We start from the raw sequence: 16,635 nt of genomic DNA, 5'->3' as shown, positions 1-16,635 counted from the left end.
ATTAAATGTCGCGTCTTACCAATAGGCTACTGTTCTTAGGGGAGTTCAGAGGTGCTACGAGGATGTCGCGGTAGCGCTTTTGAAGCCTGTTTCCTGACTGCAGCACGACATTTGTACACTGCCCGCGCGCGGCTTGGCAATCAGCCGGGATGGGCAAAGTGCAGTAACAGTCGGTTTTTGACCGGTTAGCCGGGTTTTTTGCAGGCAGGATCGGTCAGGCTGGCCCAGCTCAAACATTTCCTAATGCCAGGTGCTGGGCTATAAAGATGTCACAAGCGATACATGGAGTTTCTGGAGTGGAGTCGAAAGAGCAGCAATTAATGGAGTTACTGGGGCTGACTGCACGCTCCCTGACTCACCTCACCGCGGCTGTGACCTCGATGTCTTTCGAGTTGCTGCGCAGTGACGACGAAGTGACCAAGGCCGCGGGGCGGCGCATGATCGACCGCATGGCGACCGTCAGCACCGGGCTCGACGAGCACTGGCGATTGATCGGCGAGCTCACCGGGATCCACCTGGCCCATGAGCAGATCGAAACCATCGAGGACATTCAGTTGCAGAGGCCGTCCGGGCTTCCAATGGGCTGAATGTTGGCTGGCCGGTATCGGCTGGCCTGATGCCTCTGGATTCACAAGATGAACGTCTCTGGCGCGGTGGCCGGTCAGGCGCCATAGTTTTGTTCTCGCGGCCTGAGGCTGGCTGCTTCGAATAATAGAGACTGGCCATGACCAAGACTCTCCATCACCGTGCCTGCCACCTGTGTGAAGCCATCTGTGGCTTGACCATCGAAACCACTGCGGTCGACGGCGCTGGCGTGCAGATCACCTCGATCAAGGGTGATCCGCAGGACAGCTTCAGTCGCGGTCATATCTGCCCCAAGGCGGTAGCGCTGCAGGATATCCAGAACGATCCGGACCGCCTGCGCCAACCCATGCTCAGGGTCGGCAGCGAATGGCAGCCTATCGAGTGGGAGGCGGCGTTTGCGCTGGTAGCCGAGCGACTCGGGGCGATTCAGGAGCGTCATGGACAGAACGCCGTGGCGGTCTATCAGGGCAATCCCAGCGTGCATAACTATGGGCTGATGACCCACAGCAATTACTTTCTCGGCCTGCTGAAAACCCGCAACCGCTTTTCCGCCACCTCGGTCGACCAGTTGCCTCATCACCTGACCAGTCACCTGATGTACGGCCATGGCTTGTTGCTGCCGATTCCGGACATCGATCACACCGACTTCATGCTGATTCTGGGCGGCAACCCGTTAGCCTCCAACGGCAGCATCATGACCGTGCCGGATGTGGAGAAGCGCTTGAAGGCGATCCAGGCGCGGGGCGGCAAGGTGGTAGTGGTCGATCCACGGCGCAGCGAAACGGCGGCCATCGCCGATCAACATGTGTTTGTCCGTCCGGGTGGCGATGCGGCGCTGTTATTCGGCTTGCTCAACACCTTGTTCGATGAAGGCTTGACCCGCGACAGCCATTTGCCGGTAGAGGGTCTGGACGAGGTCCGCCAGGCAATCAGACGCTTCACACCCGAGACGATGAGCGCACTCTGCGCCGTCCCGGCCGGGCAAATCCGTCAGTTGGCGCGGGATTTCGCCGCAGCAGACAAAGCCGTCTGCTATGGCCGCATGGGGGTTTCCACTCAGTCATTCGGCACCTTGTGCCACTGGCTGGTTCAGTTGATCAATCTGCTGACCGGCAATCTCGATCGGGTCGGCGGCGCGCTGTGTACGGAACCTGCGGTGGACCTGGTGGCTTCGACTTCGGGTGGACATTTCAATCGCTGGCAAAGCCGGGTCTCGGGGCGTCCGGAATATGGCGGCGAGCTGCCGGTGTCGGCACTCGCCGAAGAAATGCTCACTGAAGGGCAAGGCCAGGTACGAGCGCTGATCACGGTCGCCGGAAATCCGGTGCTGTCCACGCCCAATGGCCGGCAACTGGAGCAGGCGCTGGACGGGCTGGAGTTCATACTCAGCATCGACCTGTACATCAACGAAACCACCCGCTATGCCGACCTGATCCTGCCATCGACCTCGGCGCTGGAGAACGATCACTACGACACCACGTTCAATATGTTCGCGGTGCGTAATGTCAGTCGTTTCAATCGGGCGATTCTGGCCAGGCCTGAAGGTGCATTGCACGACTGGGAAATATTTGTCGGCCTGGCACAAGCCTTTGCGGCGAAGACCGGCAAAGAGCTCAAACCGACCATTTCCCCGGCGCAGATGATCGACCGAGGGCTGCGTGCCGGCCTGTATGGCGATGCTTCGACCTATAAGTTGTCCGTTGCGACCTTGTTCGACCATCCCCATGGGATCGACCTGGGGCCGCTCAAGGCGAATCTCGGGCCGCGTTTGAAGACCGCGAATCAGCACGTTCAGGCGGCGCCTGCAGTGATTCTGGCTGATCTGGAGCGCTTTGCCGCGCTGCAAGCACCATTGCCTGACGAACTGTTGATGATCGGGCGCCGGCATGTACGCAGTAACAACTCCTGGATGCATAACTACCATCGCCTGGTGAAAGGCAAGCCGCGTCATCAATTGCTGATGCACCCGGATGACCTGGCCAGTCGCGGCCTCAGTGATGGGCAGCGAGTGCGTGTCAGCTCGCGGGTCGGAGCCATCGAGGTCGAAGTGCTGGCAAGCGTCGAGATGATGCCGGGCGTGGTCAGTCTGCCCCATGGTTGGGGCCATGCACGGCCTGGGGTGCAGATGGGAATTGCCACTGGCCAGCCGGGTGCCAGCGCCAATGACCTTACGGATGAGCGACAGCTGGATGAGCTTTCCGGCAACGCGGCGTTGAACGGCGTGCCGGTCAAGGTGGCGACGGCCTGAGTGTAGCGCAGGGATTTCTGCGATAATGAGTGCCTGTCGGGGAGGCCGAGCATAGCGCTCGGCTTTCCGTTACAATGCGCCACCGTGCCGACAACTGAGTCGGAAAGTTCAGCCGAGGTGCTCCATGGATATTATCGAAACTATTAAAGAGCAGATTGCCAACAACACCATTCTGCTTTACATGAAAGGCTCGCCGAATGCCCCACAGTGTGGCTTCTCCGCGAAAGCCGCTCAGGCCGTTATGGGCTGTGGTGAGAAGTTCGCTTACGTGGACATCCTGCAGAACCCGGAAATCCGCGCCAACCTGCCAAAATACGCCAACTGGCCAACCTTCCCGCAACTGTGGGTCGGTGGTGAGCTGGTCGGCGGTAGCGACATCATGACTGAAATGGCCGCCGACGGTTCATTGCAGGCCACGATCAAAGCTGCTGTCGAAAAAGCCGCAGCGAACAAGACCGAAGCCTGATCGCTGGTGATTTGACAACAAAAAGCCCCGCCTCTCGAAAGAGGGTGGGGCTTTTTGTTGCATCGAGACTTTTGTTGTATCGAGAGCAGGGCGCCAGGTTACTCGCCCATCTGCGATTGCAGGTAGTTCTCAAGACCGACTTTATCGATCAGGCCCAGTTGGGTTTCCAGCCAGTCGATATGTTCTTCTTCAGACTCAAGAATATCTTCCAGTAGTTCACGGCTGCCGAAGTCGCCGGTCACTTCGCAGTGAGCGATGGCCACCTTGAGATCGGCATGGGCGGTTCTCTCGATGCGCAGGTCGCACTCAAGCATTTCCTTGGTGTGTTCACCGATCTGCAGCTTGCCGAGGTCTTGTACGTTCGGCAGGCCTTCGAGGAACAGGATGCGCTTGATCAGCTTGTCCGCATGCTTCATTTCGTCGATGGATTCGTGGTATTCGTGCTTGCCGAGCTTGCCCAGGCCCCAATCTTCATACATGCGTGCATGCAGGAAGTATTGATTGATCGCGACCAGCTCATTGGCAAGAATCTTGTTGAGATGCTGGATGACTGTAACGTCGCCTTTCATGATGGGAATCCTGCCCTATATTCGCGGTATATGAATATAGTTTGAGCCGCGCAACTACTAGTGTCAAACCTAAGTTATTGAATAATATATGAAAATTAATCGGAATAAGAATGTTTTTGTTCCGCATCGCGGTGCTAAGCAGTTGATTTCCAGACATAAAAAAACCGGACGCTAAGTCCGGTTCTTTAAAATACGTTATTTAAGCGGCAGAAAATTCTACAGGGTAGGGGATCGCTGCCTGGCTGCTTTGCAGTTTGGTCAGGGTTTCACGAACCACTTCCTTGGCAAGGCAGGCGCATTTGCCGCATTGGCTGGCAACGCCGGTGGCCTGACGTACTTCCCGATAGCTGCAGCAACCTTCATAGATTGCATCGCGGATTTGACCGTCGGTGACGCCAGTGCAGAGGCAGACATACATAAGTGAAAACCGTCGCTGGTTGTGACTCGATTGCGATGGATCTTAATGTTAACGAGAATGATTGTCAAAGTGGTTTCTGAAAGCTTTTCGTCATAAGGGCGTGTGACTGACGAACGGTTTCCTCTCACGTCTCCATGAGGAAAATATAGCAGCGGCTTTTTACCTGTCTCGAAAAAAAACCGCTAAGGACAGGTTAAAAACGCAGTGTATGATGGCCGGTCCTTGCGAAGCGGGTTCGTGTCACAGGGCTGTCGCCTGAGGGTGGCAGGCTGGTACGAACCCTGTTCTTCAACGTTATTACACCAGGAGATATCCAATGAGCGTACTCGTAGGCAAACAAGCCCCTGATTTCACCGTACCGGCCGTACTCGGCAATGGCGAGATCGTAGACAGCTACACCCTGTCCTCGGCCATCAAAGGCAAATACGGCCTGGTGTTCTTCTACCCACTGGACTTCACCTTCGTTTGCCCGTCCGAGCTGATCGCTCTGGACAACCGCATGGCTGACTTCAAGGCACGCAACGTTGAAGTGGTCGCGGTGTCGATCGACTCGCACTTCACCCACAACGCATGGCGCAACACCCCTGTGAACAATGGCGGCATCGGCCAGGTTCAATACACCATGGCTGCCGACATCAAGCAGGAAATCATGAAAGCCTACGACGTTCAGTCCGCAGACGGCGTGGCTTTCCGTGGCGCGTTCCTGATCGACGACAAAGGCGTTGTCCGTTCGCAGATCATCAACGACCTGCCGCTGGGCCGTAACATGGAAGAGCTGATCCGCTTGGTCGACGCTCTGCAATTCCACGAAGAGCACGGCGAAGTTTGCCCGGCCAACTGGAAAAAAGGCGACAAAGGTATGACTGCTTCGCCAGAAGGCGTTGCTGCTTACCTGACCGAGAACGCTGGCAAGCTGTAAACCAGGCGTCAGGCATAAAAAAACCGGCCTCTGAGGCCGGTTTTTTTATGGGCGGGATATTTTCAGGCGACCCGATCAGTCGTTGAAGTCTTCCCAGCCGCCCATTTGTTTCCAGCGGTTGACGATGCCGCAGAACAGCTCGGCGGTCTTCTCGGTGTCGTAGCGTGCCGAGTGGGCCTCGCGACCGTCGAAGTCGATATCGGCAGTCTGGCAGGCCTTCGCCAACACGGTTTGACCATAAGCCAGACCGGCCAGCGTCGCGGTGTCGAAGCTGGAGAACGGATGAAACGGGTTGCGCTTCATGTCCAGGCGCGCGACAGCGGCGTTGAGGAAGCCCAGATCGAAGCTGCTGTTATGCCCCACCAGAATCGCGCGTTTGCAGCCATTGGCCTTCAGAGCCTTGCGTACGCCGCGGAAGATATCGGTCAGGGCCGTTTCTTCGCTGACAGCCATGCGCAGCGGATGATCGAGCTTGATCCCGGTGAACTCCAGAGCGGCTGCTTCGATGTTCGCGCCCTCGAAAGGCTCTACCCGGAAGAAGTAGGTGTGTTCAGGGAACACGAAGCCTTTTTCGTCCATGCCGATGGTGACCGCGGCAATTTCCAGCAAGGCATCGGTGGCACAGTTGAAACCACCGGTTTCAACGTCGACGACTACCGGGAGGTAACCACGAAACCGGGCTGCCATTGGATGGCGAGAGCCGCCACCGCCGTTATGGCCGTCTTGTTCGTCGTCGAAATGGTCTTCACTCACGAGTGTTTCTCCAGCAGGCGCCAGCGCAGTTTTTCACCGGCGCGCAGCGGGATTACAGACAGCTCGCCGAAGGGCAGGCTGGTCGGGGCGGTCCATTCTTCGCGAACCAGGGTGATGCTATCGGTGTTCGCTGGCAGGCCATAGAAGCGCGGGCCATGCAAACTGGCGAAACCTTCGAGCTTGTCCAGTGCATTGCGCTGTTCGAAGGCTTCGGCATACATCTCGATCGCAGCATAAGCGGTGTAGCAACCGGCACAGCCACACGCCGCTTCTTTGGCATGTTGAGCATGCGGGGCCGAATCGGTACCCAGGAAAAACTTCTCGCTGCCACGGGTGGCGGCGTCGAGCAGTGCTTCCTGGTGGATATTGCGCTTGAGGATCGGCAAGCAATAGAAATGCGGGCGAATCCCGCCAACCAGCATGTGGTTGCGGTTGTACAACAGGTGGTGAGCAGTGATGGTCGCGCCTACGTTGGCCGGGGCCTCGTTGACGAACTGCACGGCTTCACGGGTGGTGATGTGTTCGAACACCACCTTGAGTGTCGGGAAGCGTTCCACGACCCGGCGCAGGTGTTCGTCGATGAACAGTTTTTCACGGTCGAAGACATCGACGTCGCCGCGAGTGACTTCACCGTGAATCAGCAAGGGCAGCCCGACTTCGGCCATGGCCTCAAGTGCAGGGAAGATCTTGTCGATGCTGGTAACGCCAGAGTCCGAGTTGGTGGTCGCGCCGGCCGGATAGAGCTTGGCGGCGTGCACGAAACCACTGGCCTTGGCCTCGCGAATCTCGGAAGGCTCCGTGCGATCGGTCAGGTAGAGCACCATCAGTGGTTCGAAAACGCTGCCGGCCGGGCGCGCAGCGAGAATACGCTGGCGATAGGCATCGGCTTCAACGGCGTTACGCACCGGTGGTACCAGGTTGGGCATGATGATGGCGCGGCCAAAGGTGCGCGCAACATCCGCAACAGTATTGGGTAGCACAGCACCATCGCGAAGATGTATATGCCAGTCGTCGGGACGCAGCAGGGTCAGGCGGTCGGACATTGGGGATTCCAGGCGGGTCAAACTGAGGGGAATGCTACCGGAAAAGACTCTCTCAGGCACTCGCTATCAAGTTTTGCAGCAAGCTTCCGATATCCCATAGGTGTGCTGTAAACAACTGATATGCCGTAAACGCGTGTCGGTCTTTTGTGTAGAAGCCAATGGAGCCTCCCGTGCGCCAGCGTTATTTAGCCTTGCTCAGTGTGTTTGCCTGCCTGCCCGCGATGGCTGTGACTTTCCAGACGCGTCTGGAAAGCATCGAGTGGAAGGTCGATGGTGACAAATTCGAGTGCCGCCTGAGCCAGCCCATTACCGATTTTGGTTCCGGTGAGTTCGTGCGGCGTGCTGGCGAGCAGGCGACGTTCCGCCTCAAGGCCTACAACTCGACGCTCGGTGGTGGCTCGGCGACCTTGTTGGCGGCCGCTGCACCCTGGCAGCCGGGGCGCGGTGATATCAATCTGGGGGCGGTGAGGGCCGGCAGTGGCGATGTGCTGTTCAACAGTTCGCAGGTGCAGGCCGGTCGACTGTTCAATGGCTTGCTGGACGGCCGCAGCCCGGTGGTTCGCCATTACTCTCGGGAGGGTGGCGTTTCTGAAGTTCGTTTGTTACCGGTCAAGTTCAACAAGGCCTATAGCGATTATCAGGCGTGCACTGCCAAGCTGTTGCCGATGAATTTCGATCAAGTGAAGCAGGCCGAAGTCGGCTTTCCAGGCGGTGGCATCGACCTTGATGCGCAGGCCAAGGCCAGATTGCAGGTCATGCTGGAGTTCCTCAAGGCTGATCCGAGCGTCAATCACATCGAGCTCGACGGCCACTCGGATAACAGCGGCAATCGTTTGACCAATCGTGATCTGTCGCGGCGTCGAGCCTTGGCGGTGATGGATTTTTTCAAGGTCAACGGCGTCCAGGAGTCGCAAATCATCATGCGTTTCCACGGTGAGCGCTATCCTTTGGCACCCAATACCAATCCCGCCAATCGAGCGAAGAATCGCCGGGTCAATGTTCACCTCGAGCGTGTTGCACCCACCGAAAAGCCGGCTCCACAGGTCAGCTCCGCGAGCAATGCGGCGGCGACTTCCTGAAACGGCTGTAGTCGTCGCGCACTCGACATAATCTGTCGCTTCGTCGTCATAAGCTGTCGCGCCTCTGTAAATTTATTGGTTTGAACGGTAGAATCAAAGGCTTTCCGTACAACCCGGTGGAGTGATGGCATGGCGGACGTAAACAAGGTCGTTCTGGCGTATTCCGGCGGCCTGGACACTTCGGTGATCCTCAAGTGGCTGCAGGATACTTATAACTGTGAAGTGGTGACGTTCACCGCTGACCTGGGTCAGGGCGAAGAGGTCGAACCTGCACGCGCCAAGGCACAAGCCATGGGCGTGAAAGAGATCTACATCGACGATTTGCGCGAAGAGTTTGTCCGCGATTTCGTTTTCCCTATGTTCCGCGCCAACACCGTTTACGAAGGCGAGTACCTGTTGGGTACCTCCATCGCTCGTCCGTTGATCGCCAAGCGTTTGATTGAAATCGCCAACGAAACCGGCGCCGACGCCATTTCCCATGGTGCAACCGGCAAAGGTAACGACCAGGTTCGTTTTGAACTGGGTGCCTATGCGTTGAAGCCTGGGGTCAAAGTGATTGCTCCGTGGCGTGAATGGGATCTGCTCTCCCGTGAAAAGCTGATGGATTACGCTGAAAAGCACAACATCCCGATCGAGCGTCACGGCAAGAAAAAATCCCCGTACTCGATGGATGCCAACCTGCTGCACATCTCCTATGAAGGCGGCGTGCTGGAAGACACCTGGACCGAGCACGAAGAAGACATGTGGCGCTGGACCGTCTCCCCGGAGAAGGCTCCTGACAAGGCGCAATACCTGGAACTGACCTACCGCAACGGCGATATCGTCGCACTGGACGGCGTCGAAATGACCCCGGCCACCGTGCTGGCGACCCTGAACCGTATCGGTGGCGAACACGGTATTGGCCGTCTGGACATCGTCGAGAACCGCTATGTCGGCATGAAGTCCCGCGGCTGCTACGAGACGCCTGGCGGCACCATCATGCTGCGTGCTCACCGTGCGATCGAGTCGATTACCCTGGACCGCGAAGTGGCTCACCTCAAAGACGAGCTGATGCCTAAGTACGCCAGCCTGATCTACACCGGTTACTGGTGGAGCCCCGAGCGTCTGATGCTGCAACAGATGATCGATGCGTCTCAGGCACACGTGAATGGCGTGGTTCGCCTGAAACTGTACAAGGGCAACGTCATTGTCACCGGCCGTAAGTCCGATGAATCGTTGTTCGATGCAAACATTGCGACTTTTGAAGAGGATGGCGGCGCTTACAATCAAGCGGATGCTGCGGGCTTCATTAAACTCAATGCGTTGCGTATGCGTATTGCCGCAAACAAAGGTCGGAAATTGTTCTGATTGATTGAAGGCGAGCAAAAAATGGCCCTGCATAAGCAGGGCCTTTTTTTTGCATGATGCTTTCTTTTTTTCATCTTGCGAATTCGCGTTTTTTTGTGTGTTTTCTATTGTCGATCATTAACTTGGCAGGCTCTGTGTCAAGGCGCGCGTGCTCAAGTTGTACACTATATAGGAAGGTTGTTTCGTCTCGTCCTTGTTTGGCTTTTCAAGTTCGTGCTGATTTATAAGTTGAGCCGACTTCTGATTGGTAAGAAAAATGATAAGCTCGCCGCTGTCTGGCTTGTTACGTATCTTCTGGCCGATCTCTAAGAATAGTGTATCAATGTCTTCTTTGGTATTTATCCGCCGGGTATCAATAAGGTGCAGGCCGTGCAGCATCTGGGGTAGATGGACGGTGGGTTGCATAGCGTGGTTTTTGAATAAATTGAAATGGACGGGTGGGTCTTGTGCATTGCGTGATGAATAGCGGCTTTTCTGCTGCCGGAATATAAGACTTTGCGGCGGGCATTTTTTCAGCCTTGCTGGCGGATAGACGTCTTTCTCATCGCCTGCTGTGCAATTATGTTGTTCCGGGGGGGCTTTGATTTCTTTCGGACGAGCCGCATCGTCGATGATCTTTATAAAGTCTTCTCCTTTCTCGAAATCGGAAGGCGCGTACAACGATTTGTAGTTGAAATTCAATGTGATAAAGAAAAGAAATATCAAGCAGAGCGGGAAACTGATAAGGAACCAGACATAGATATCCCGGTCGCCGTCATCAAGGAACGGCAGCGATACAGTTGCTGAGGCTTCCGTTAGCGCGGCGAAAATTGCAATGATGGTCATTGGGTTGGTTACTTTCTCTCGGTATTTGTTCATCTTTTCTCACTTAAGAATACTGTATTTCATGTCCTGGGTTTTAACGGCGGTAAGGTGCAGGAGACTGAGTGGTTTCTTTCAAGTGATGTGGTTGTCAATCTCGCCGTTGTTGTGGGTTTTTCTATCAATGGGTTATCGATGATCTTCAGTATCTGAAGGGGCTGCTATTTAACAAGTTCTCAAGATAAGTGTTGGTGTTTGGCATGCTAATAGTCGGGTGGGTTTTTCATGGTCGTTAGAGTTATTCTAGTCATGATCAGGCAAGGAAGATGAACTTTTTTAGACGCTAGGTGAGTATTTTTTAATGATGTTTCGATACAAAAAAAGCGAGGATTTAGTTTGAGTGATTCGGCAAACTTCCGCTATAAATGTGATGCGGTACAAAAAAATCATCAAGCCAAGGTAGGGCGCGTGTCGATTAAACTTTAAGACACATCCTTTTTGGTGTTTTTTTGTAGGATAAATCCGAGTTGCTTGTAGGAATGGTCTCTGGGTGCTGGTGACTGGGGAGGGCGCGATGCCAAGGGGAAATGACTAGGCTATTGTGCTGACTCTAAAAATTCGAACAGCGAAAATTGGACTTGCCCATGAATAAAGTGCTGATCGTGGATGCCCGTCATTCGTCTTGCTGTACGCATGCTGATGGAGCGCCATTGCTATGAAGTCATTGCAGAGACGGATAATGGTGTGGATGCCTTGCAGCTGGCCCGTGAGCATATGCCGGATATCGTTATCCTGGATATCGGAATTCCAAAGCTTGATGGTTTGGAAGTTATCGCGCGCCTGACTTCAATCACCATGCCTTTCAAGGTGCTGGTGTTGACCTCACAGGCACCGGGACATTTTTCCATGCGTTGTATGCAGGCCGGCGCCGCAGGGTATGTGTGCAAGCAACAAGATTTGACAGAGCTGCTTAGCGCGATCAAAGCGGTACTTTCCGGATATAGTTATTTTCCCAATCAGGCGTTGCATACCGTACGTTCGAGTTTGGGGAATGCCAGCGAAGCGGATATGGTCGATCGTCTTTCTGGTCGGGAGATGATGGTGTTGCAGCAGCTTGCACGAGGAAAGACCAATAAGGAGATTGCCGATGGAATGTTTCTCAGCAACAAAACAGTGAGTACTTACAAGACGCGCTTGCTGCTGAAGCTCAATGCCCGTTCATTGGTTGACCTGATCGAGCTTGCGCAACGCAATGGATTGGTTTGAATCCCGATACCCACGACCGTAAGAAAGGGCAACGGCATTGCCGTGTGGTGCCGGGCGCTGTGCTATCGGGCGACAGGACGTCTGCGTGAAAAAGCCAGTGCCAAGGCGCCGGGCAGCCAACAAAAAAGCCTCCATTTCGGGAGGCTTTCAGGTGTTAATCGTCAAAATCATAATCGGCCAATTGCTTTTGCAGACGGCGCTCTTCCAATAGATTGTCAATGGTGCGGCGTTTGCTCAGATTGGTCTTCGCCACTTCCACCACAGGCTCGGCATCCTCTGACTCAGCGGCGGTGAAGTCGTCTTCTACGTCCAGTTGTTCTTTACTAGCGCTCATAAGGTTAACTCCAGGCTAAGACTGCCATTGGGGCACCTTATAGCGATATTCCGGTGTCGGGTAAAAAAGATTTTTTCAATCGATCGATCATCAAACTCTATGGATACTCAATCGTCAGAGGTCTTGTGCTTGTATTCGCACAGGTCTTCGATCCGGCAGCTGCCACAGCGCGGTTTGCGAGCCTGGCACACATAGCGTCCGTGGAGGATGAGCCAGTGGTGCGAGTCGAGCAGGAATTCCTTGGGCACGAACTTCATCAGTTTTTTTTCCACCTCGACGACATCTTTTCCCGGTGCCAGTCCAGTACGGTTACTGACCCGGAAAATATGGGTGTCGACGGCCATGGTGAGCTGGCGAAAGGCGGTATTGAGCACCACGTTCGCGGTTTTGCGCCCCACGCCGGGGAGTGCTTCAAGCTCTTCGCGTGTTTGTGGAACTTCACCGTTATGACGCTCTACCAGCAATCGACAGGTTTCGATCACATTCTTCGCTTTGCTGTTGTACAAGCCGATGGTCTTGATGTATTCCGACAGCCCTTCGACACCGAGGGCATATATCGCTGCGGGTGTGTTGGCGACCGGGAACAGTTTCGCTGTGGCCTTGTTGACCCCAACGTCCGTCGCCTGGGCAGACAGGATGACCGCGATCAACAGCTCAAACGGTGAGGAATAAGCCAGCTCGGTTTTCGGTTCCGGATTGTCTTCGTGCAGCCGGCGGAATATTTCCAGACGTTTTGCAGCGTTCATGGGTAGAGCGTTTCCTTGAAGGCGGTCAATGTGGTTTTGAGGAGGCGGCCCAGGCCTGTTTCGCGGCGATCAGCAGCCCTGCGAGGATAAACCCGCCTGGCGCCAGAATGAGCAGGCGCGGTCCCGTATCCTGAGCCCATAGCCACAGCTGCCAGTGAGTATCGGTGGATCCGGCCAGCCACCACAAATGGCTGCCCAGGGAGCCCGTTCCCAGAACTTCACGCAGCGTGCCAAGTGTAATCAACAGCGCGCCGAACAGGCCAAGCAGTCGCAGGCGGTCAGTCATCAAGCTGTGTTCGAAAAAGCCGTCGAGTTCGAGCAACACACATTGAAGGGCAATCAGCCCAAGGTAAATGCCCAGATTTTGATGCAGCTCGAGAGCCCAGACTTGCAAGGCCAGTCCTGCACAACTGACGATAGTTACAGCCGATACGATATTGGTCGCCAGACGCAGGCTGGGGTTCAGCCGGCTCCGAATCGCTTTCATGCTCATGCCATAGATTGCGATGATCAGAATGGACATCAGCCACACACCGACGGCCTTGACCAAGGTGTCGCTGACGCCAATCAGTGGCGCGAGCATCAGCGAATTGCGCAGCGTCGAGGTGTTAGTCATGAGCAGGCTTTCCTGTGAGTTGCGCCTGATGCTCGTCGAAATAACGCAGCGCATCATGAATGGCGCTGATCGCCGACCTTGAGGTAATCGTTGCTCCGGCCATTTGATCGAACTGGCCGTTATCTTTTTTAAGTCCCCAGCCGGAGTCGGGCGGCTCAGTGCGCGATTTACCGGAAAAGCTCTGCAGCCAAGGGTTTGGGGTCGCCGCAATGTTCCCTCCAAGCCCCGGCGTTTCTGACTGCTTGAGGGTTTTGACGCCCAGCAGCTTGCCGTTTACCCCGATCCCGATCAACAGCTCGATAGGGCCTGCGTAGCCCACTGTCTGGCTGCGCAGAATCACCGCGCTGGGTTGACCGGATTGAGTGGCCAGATACCCGCCGAGCAGTCGGCTGCTGCCAAGCTCAATATCCTTGAGCGACAGTGGCTGGTCCAGCGGCTGATTGTCGTAGCTGTCCTGGGGCAGCATTTCCAGCAGATTACGGTTTTGTATGGCGCGTTGTTCCGCCGCGATGTGCGGCGCAGCGATTTGTTGCACGAAGAATGTCGCGGTTCCACCCAGACCGGCCAGTAACACCAGGATCAGTATGCCGAGGGCTCTATTCATGGCGCTGACGGCTCTGGTCGGGGGGCGAAAAGGCGCTCCAGCGCAGGCACGGTGAGGTTCATCAACAGCACGGCAAATGCCACACCGTCTGGATAACCGCCCCAGGTCCGAATGAGATAGGTCAGCAGGCCAACACCTGCTCCGAACAGCAGCCTGGCTTTTGGGTTTTTGGCGCCGGAGATCGGCTCGGTGACGATAAAGAACGCCCCGAGCATGCTCGCGCCCGTCAGCAAGTGGAACAGGGGTGAACCATTGGAATCGGAGCCCGAACCGTTCCAGCACAGCAAGCTGATGACAAACAGGCTGGCAAGCATGCCGACCGGAGCGTGCCAACTGAACACCCGCCGTTGCAACAAAAATGCGCCACCAGCGAGGAACGCCAGATTGAGCCATTCGATGCCTTTGCCACCCCAGTGGCCGAACGCAGTATTGGCGGCGAACAGTTCATCCATGGTCAGGCTTTTGTTGATTCGCAGGCTGTCCAGGGCCGTGGCCTGGACCCAGGCATCGGGTGTCGAGCTGCTGAAGCTGAAAACCTGTTGCAAGCCACCGAGCAGGTCCATGCCGTGGGAGGCCGGCCAGTGGGTCATTGGCTGTGGAAACGACACCAGAACCATTGCGTAGCCAAGCATCGCCGGATTGAACGGGTTTTTGCCGACCCCGCCGTACAGGTGTTTCCCAAAAAACAGCGCAAACGCGGCTGCGCTCAGGGTTAACCACCATGGGCAATAAGGTGGTAAGGCCAGTGCCAGCAAGGTGGCACTGACCAGCGCACTGCAATCGCTCAGAGAGGGTTTCAGAGCGCGTTTGCGCAAACTGAGGACAGCGGCCTCAACGGCTAATGCGGTGAAACCGGCCAGCAGCAAGTTGATCAATACGCCCCAGCCGTACAACCACAGCAAAACGAAAATGCCCGGCAGGGTCGCCAGCAGCACCAGCTTCATTGCCTGCTGAAGTCGCTCGTCTACCGTTTCAAGAGGCAACATAAGCATCTACCTGACGCTCGGCTTCAGCCAGTCGACTGCGAGCCTTGGCCAGGACCTCAGCTGATGTCTCGCAGCGTCGCTCAAGTTTACTGACGTCCGCGCGAGCGTAGGCCAACTCCGTTTTCAGCTGTCGAAGCTGGTTGTCGATGGGGCGTTTCTCGACCCGCATCAGATCGGGAACGGGTTGCTCGCTGGCGTTCTCGGCGCTGTGCAAAGCCTGCTCGGCTTCAGCCAGAGCATTGCCCAGAGCCGCAATGTGCTCGCTCGATGCTTCGCTGCTCTGAGCCTTCTTCAGTTCGGCACGGCGCATGGCCAATTGGATTTTCGCGCGTTTGAGATCGGCATCCTTGAGCAGAGCCACCTCGGGTGCGGGTGCCGCGCTGCTCTCCAGTTGCGCCAATGCAAGCTCTGCGGCCTCGAACTGTCGTTGCAGAATGATCAGCTGTGACTGCTGCTCAAAGGTCGGCGGATGCCCGAAGGCTTTCAGCGACTTGTTCAGTTGTGCACGGCTCATGGCCAGATCGATCCTGGCCTTTTTCAAGGCTGCATCGGCAGCAGCGGCCTTCTGCGCCTGAACCCGTTCGATGGCGGCTTGAACCGGGTCGACTGAAACTTCGCTGTGTTGCGTCGTACGCTGGGCCCGCGCCAGGCGCTCGGCCTGTTTTTGTTGTTCTTCGCGGTGCAGACGGGCATTACGTTGTTCGAAACGGTACCGCGCGTGATTGCGCTTTTCGGTGCGAGCGCGCTGTTCCTCAAGGCTGAACGCCAGCCCTCCGACAATCGGCAGCACAGTGGCCAGCGGCAATGGATGCATTTCAATGCAATCCACCGGGCAGGGCGCCACGCACAGATCGCAGCCAGTGCATTCGTCGATGATGACCGTGTGCATCAACTTCGCCGCCCCGACAATCGCATCCACCGGGCAGGCCTGAATGCATTTGGTACAGCCGATGCATTCCGCTTCACGAATAAAGGCGATTTGCGCAGGGGCCGGCCCACGTTCCGGGTCCAGCTCCAGAACCGGTATTTTCAGCAGTTCGGCCAGTGCCGCAATGGTCTCGCTGCCGCCCGGTGGGCACTTGTTGATGGCCTCGCCGTTGGCAATGCCTTCAGCGTAGGGTTTGCATCCTGGATGGCCACATTTACCGCATTGGGTCTGCGGCAACAGGGCGTCGATGCGTTGAATCAGACTCATGTTTTGATCAGTCCGGTGAAACCGAGAAATGCCACTGCCATCAGCCCGGCGCTGATCAGTTCGATCGGCAGGCCGCGAAAGGGCAGCGGGACATCGTTATTGAGGGTTCGTTGACGCAAATCGCTGAACAGGCTCAACACCAGCCAGAAGCCCAGGCCCGCGCCGAGGCTCAATGCGGTCGTATAGCCCAGGCCTTTGTCCTCCTGTGTGACGAGCAGAGCCAGGCCGAGTACGCCGGCGTTGCCAATCAGCAGAGGCCAGAGACCGCTGAATGGCAGCTGTGGAAGCCAGCGCGAAAGCAGACTCAGGATTGGCCTGATCAACACAACGCTGAGGGGCAAAAACACGAACAAACGCAGCGACGTCAGCGCAAGCGGTACCAGCAGGTAGTGATAGAGCACATAACCCAGTACGCAACTGACCAGCATCAGGCAGGTTGTTGCGATGCCCAAGGCATGCACCTGGCGTTCAGCACCCGGTTCGCAGGTCGTCTGCAGCAGCGGATCGACGCCCAGCGGCCAGTGCAATATGAAGTTATTGATCAGGGCAGCGCTGATAAGCGTGAGAAGCATGTCGGTCATGATCGTGCCGGGTTGAGCGAACAGGTCTGTCTACCTAAAGGTTAGGCATTATCCGGCAAGGAAGGAGGGCGGACCAGAT

The 16,635-nt window shown here is 56.2% G+C and carries 18 protein-coding genes and 1 pseudogene; 7 read left to right on the top strand and 12 right to left on the bottom strand.

Annotated features, from left to right (window positions below; translation table 11 throughout):
* The first annotated feature begins 296 nt into the window (after window positions 1-296).
* The 3 genes from AC3I0A_RS21755 (at window position 297) to grxD (ending at window position 3,299) form a co-directional block, all read left to right on the top strand.
* Window positions 297-587 carry a hypothetical protein gene (locus AC3I0A_RS21755; RefSeq protein ID WP_489374545.1) on the top strand — a complete coding sequence of 97 codons (291 nt, stop codon included), beginning with the start codon at window positions 297-299 and terminating at the stop codon, window positions 585-587.
* A 137-nt stretch (window positions 588-724) separates the two neighbouring features.
* Entirely contained in the window at window positions 725-2,833 is a 2,109-nt protein-coding gene (locus tag AC3I0A_RS21750; protein ID WP_489374543.1) for a molybdopterin oxidoreductase family protein, read from the top strand.
* 124 nt (window positions 2,834-2,957) lie between these two features.
* Complete coding sequence (gene grxD / locus AC3I0A_RS21745; RefSeq protein ID WP_150643657.1) at window positions 2,958-3,299, top strand: Grx4 family monothiol glutaredoxin; 342 nt, start codon at window positions 2,958-2,960, stop codon at window positions 3,297-3,299.
* 98 nt (window positions 3,300-3,397) lie between these two features.
* On the opposite strand, the gene bfr is transcribed toward grxD, so the two are convergent.
* Entirely contained in the window at window positions 3,398-3,868 is a 471-nt protein-coding gene (bfr, locus tag AC3I0A_RS21740; protein ID WP_489374541.1) for a bacterioferritin, read from the bottom strand.
* A 199-nt stretch (window positions 3,869-4,067) separates the two neighbouring features.
* Complete coding sequence (locus tag AC3I0A_RS21735) at window positions 4,068-4,286, bottom strand: bacterioferritin-associated ferredoxin (RefSeq protein ID WP_489374540.1); 219 nt, start codon at window positions 4,284-4,286, stop codon at window positions 4,068-4,070.
* A gap of 316 nt (window positions 4,287-4,602) precedes the next feature.
* Here AC3I0A_RS21735 and AC3I0A_RS21730 point away from each other — a divergent pair, with 316 nt between their 5' ends.
* Window positions 4,603-5,205, top strand: a complete 603-nt coding sequence (locus tag AC3I0A_RS21730; RefSeq protein ID WP_489374538.1) for a peroxiredoxin — start codon at window positions 4,603-4,605, stop codon at window positions 5,203-5,205.
* A gap of 75 nt (window positions 5,206-5,280) precedes the next feature.
* On the opposite strand, the gene rnt is transcribed toward AC3I0A_RS21730, so the two are convergent.
* On the bottom strand, window positions 5,281-5,958 hold the full coding sequence (gene rnt, locus AC3I0A_RS21725; protein WP_489374536.1) for a ribonuclease T: 678 nt from the start codon (window positions 5,956-5,958) through the stop codon (window positions 5,281-5,283).
* Window positions 5,955-7,001, bottom strand: a complete 1,047-nt coding sequence (gene pyrC / locus AC3I0A_RS21720) for a dihydroorotase (RefSeq protein WP_489374535.1) — start codon at window positions 6,999-7,001, stop codon at window positions 5,955-5,957. The genes rnt and pyrC overlap by 4 nt, the downstream gene beginning before the upstream one ends.
* A 170-nt stretch (window positions 7,002-7,171) precedes the next feature.
* On the opposite strand from pyrC, the gene AC3I0A_RS21715 reads away from it, so the two are divergent.
* Entirely contained in the window at window positions 7,172-8,080 is a 909-nt protein-coding gene (locus AC3I0A_RS21715; protein ID WP_489374533.1) for a flagellar protein MotY, read from the top strand.
* A 129-nt stretch (window positions 8,081-8,209) separates the two neighbouring features.
* On the top strand, window positions 8,210-9,427 hold the full coding sequence (locus tag AC3I0A_RS21710) for an argininosuccinate synthase (RefSeq protein WP_008009296.1): 1,218 nt from the start codon (window positions 8,210-8,212) through the stop codon (window positions 9,425-9,427).
* Window positions 9,428-9,544: 117 nt separating this feature from the next.
* Here AC3I0A_RS21710 and AC3I0A_RS21705 read toward each other — a convergent pair whose 3' ends face one another.
* The gene (locus AC3I0A_RS21705) at window positions 9,545-10,285 is read right to left on the bottom strand and encodes a hypothetical protein (protein WP_489374531.1); all 741 of its coding nucleotides are present in this window, start codon (window positions 10,283-10,285) and stop codon (window positions 9,545-9,547) included.
* Between the two features lie 587 nt (window positions 10,286-10,872).
* Here AC3I0A_RS21705 and AC3I0A_RS21700 point away from each other — a divergent pair.
* Window positions 10,873-11,494: pseudogene (locus AC3I0A_RS21700) on the top strand (response regulator).
* A gap of 154 nt (window positions 11,495-11,648) precedes the next feature.
* Here AC3I0A_RS21700 and AC3I0A_RS21695 read toward each other — a convergent pair.
* The 7 genes from AC3I0A_RS21695 to AC3I0A_RS21665 all read right to left on the bottom strand — a co-directional run bounded on the left by AC3I0A_RS21695 (window position 11,649) and on the right by AC3I0A_RS21665 (window position 16,556).
* Window positions 11,649-11,828 (bottom strand): PA3496 family putative envelope integrity protein, encoded by a 180-nt coding sequence (locus AC3I0A_RS21695; protein ID WP_489374529.1) that lies wholly within the window; start codon window positions 11,826-11,828, stop codon window positions 11,649-11,651.
* Window positions 11,829-11,935: 107 nt separating this feature from the next.
* A complete protein-coding gene (gene nth, locus AC3I0A_RS21690) occupies window positions 11,936-12,574 on the bottom strand; it encodes an endonuclease III (RefSeq protein ID WP_489374527.1) in 639 nt (212 codons plus the stop codon).
* Window positions 12,575-12,599: 25 nt separating this feature from the next.
* Window positions 12,600-13,190: an Rnf-Nqr domain containing protein gene (locus AC3I0A_RS21685; RefSeq protein WP_489374525.1), complete on the bottom strand. Its 591-nt coding sequence runs from the start codon at window positions 13,188-13,190 to the stop codon at window positions 12,600-12,602.
* Window positions 13,183-13,794, bottom strand: a complete 612-nt coding sequence (locus AC3I0A_RS21680) for an RnfABCDGE type electron transport complex subunit G (protein WP_489374523.1) — start codon at window positions 13,792-13,794, stop codon at window positions 13,183-13,185. The genes AC3I0A_RS21685 and AC3I0A_RS21680 overlap by 8 nt, the downstream gene beginning before the upstream one ends.
* A complete protein-coding gene (locus AC3I0A_RS21675; protein WP_489374521.1) occupies window positions 13,791-14,780 on the bottom strand; it encodes an RnfABCDGE type electron transport complex subunit D in 990 nt (329 codons plus the stop codon). The genes AC3I0A_RS21680 and AC3I0A_RS21675 overlap by 4 nt, the downstream gene beginning before the upstream one ends.
* Window positions 14,767-15,975 (bottom strand): electron transport complex subunit RsxB, encoded by a 1,209-nt coding sequence (gene rsxB, locus AC3I0A_RS21670; protein WP_489374519.1) that lies wholly within the window; start codon window positions 15,973-15,975, stop codon window positions 14,767-14,769. The genes AC3I0A_RS21675 and rsxB overlap by 14 nt, the downstream gene beginning before the upstream one ends.
* Window positions 15,972-16,556 carry an electron transport complex protein RnfA gene (locus tag AC3I0A_RS21665; protein WP_489374517.1) on the bottom strand — a complete coding sequence of 195 codons (585 nt, stop codon included), beginning with the start codon at window positions 16,554-16,556 and terminating at the stop codon, window positions 15,972-15,974. The genes rsxB and AC3I0A_RS21665 overlap by 4 nt, the downstream gene beginning before the upstream one ends.
* Window positions 16,557-16,635 lie beyond the last annotated feature (79 nt).

Source organism: Pseudomonas sp. KH_024_B2 (assembly GCF_057839965.1).
Note: the sequence above shows the minus strand (reverse complement) of the source record. Positions and strands in the feature narration are given on the sequence as shown.

Coding starts and splice junctions, on each gene's coding strand:
- bfr (WP_489374541.1), bottom strand. CDS start 3,868: ATGAAAGGCGACGTTACAGTCATCCAGCATCTCAACAAGATTCTTGCC.
- AC3I0A_RS21680 (WP_489374523.1), bottom strand. CDS start 13,794: ATGAATAGAGCCCTCGGCATACTGATCCTGGTGTTACTGGCCGGTCTG.
- rsxB (WP_489374519.1), bottom strand. CDS start 15,975: ATGAGTCTGATTCAACGCATCGACGCCCTGTTGCCGCAGACCCAATGC.
- AC3I0A_RS21750 (WP_489374543.1), top strand. CDS start 725: ATGACCAAGACTCTCCATCACCGTGCCTGCCACCTGTGTGAAGCCATC.
- AC3I0A_RS21675 (WP_489374521.1), bottom strand. CDS start 14,780: ATGTTGCCTCTTGAAACGGTAGACGAGCGACTTCAGCAGGCAATGAAG.
- AC3I0A_RS21710 (WP_008009296.1), top strand. CDS start 8,210: ATGGCGGACGTAAACAAGGTCGTTCTGGCGTATTCCGGCGGCCTGGAC.
- AC3I0A_RS21685 (WP_489374525.1), bottom strand. CDS start 13,190: ATGACTAACACCTCGACGCTGCGCAATTCGCTGATGCTCGCGCCACTG.
- AC3I0A_RS21705 (WP_489374531.1), bottom strand. CDS start 10,285: ATGAACAAATACCGAGAGAAAGTAACCAACCCAATGACCATCATTGCA.
- AC3I0A_RS21665 (WP_489374517.1), bottom strand. CDS start 16,556: ATGACCGACATGCTTCTCACGCTTATCAGCGCTGCCCTGATCAATAAC.
- AC3I0A_RS21695 (WP_489374529.1), bottom strand. CDS start 11,828: ATGAGCGCTAGTAAAGAACAACTGGACGTAGAAGACGACTTCACCGCC.
- AC3I0A_RS21730 (WP_489374538.1), top strand. CDS start 4,603: ATGAGCGTACTCGTAGGCAAACAAGCCCCTGATTTCACCGTACCGGCC.
- pyrC (WP_489374535.1), bottom strand. CDS start 7,001: ATGTCCGACCGCCTGACCCTGCTGCGTCCCGACGACTGGCATATACAT.
- grxD (WP_150643657.1), top strand. CDS start 2,958: ATGGATATTATCGAAACTATTAAAGAGCAGATTGCCAACAACACCATT.
- nth (WP_489374527.1), bottom strand. CDS start 12,574: ATGAACGCTGCAAAACGTCTGGAAATATTCCGCCGGCTGCACGAAGAC.
- AC3I0A_RS21735 (WP_489374540.1), bottom strand. CDS start 4,286: ATGTATGTCTGCCTCTGCACTGGCGTCACCGACGGTCAAATCCGCGAT.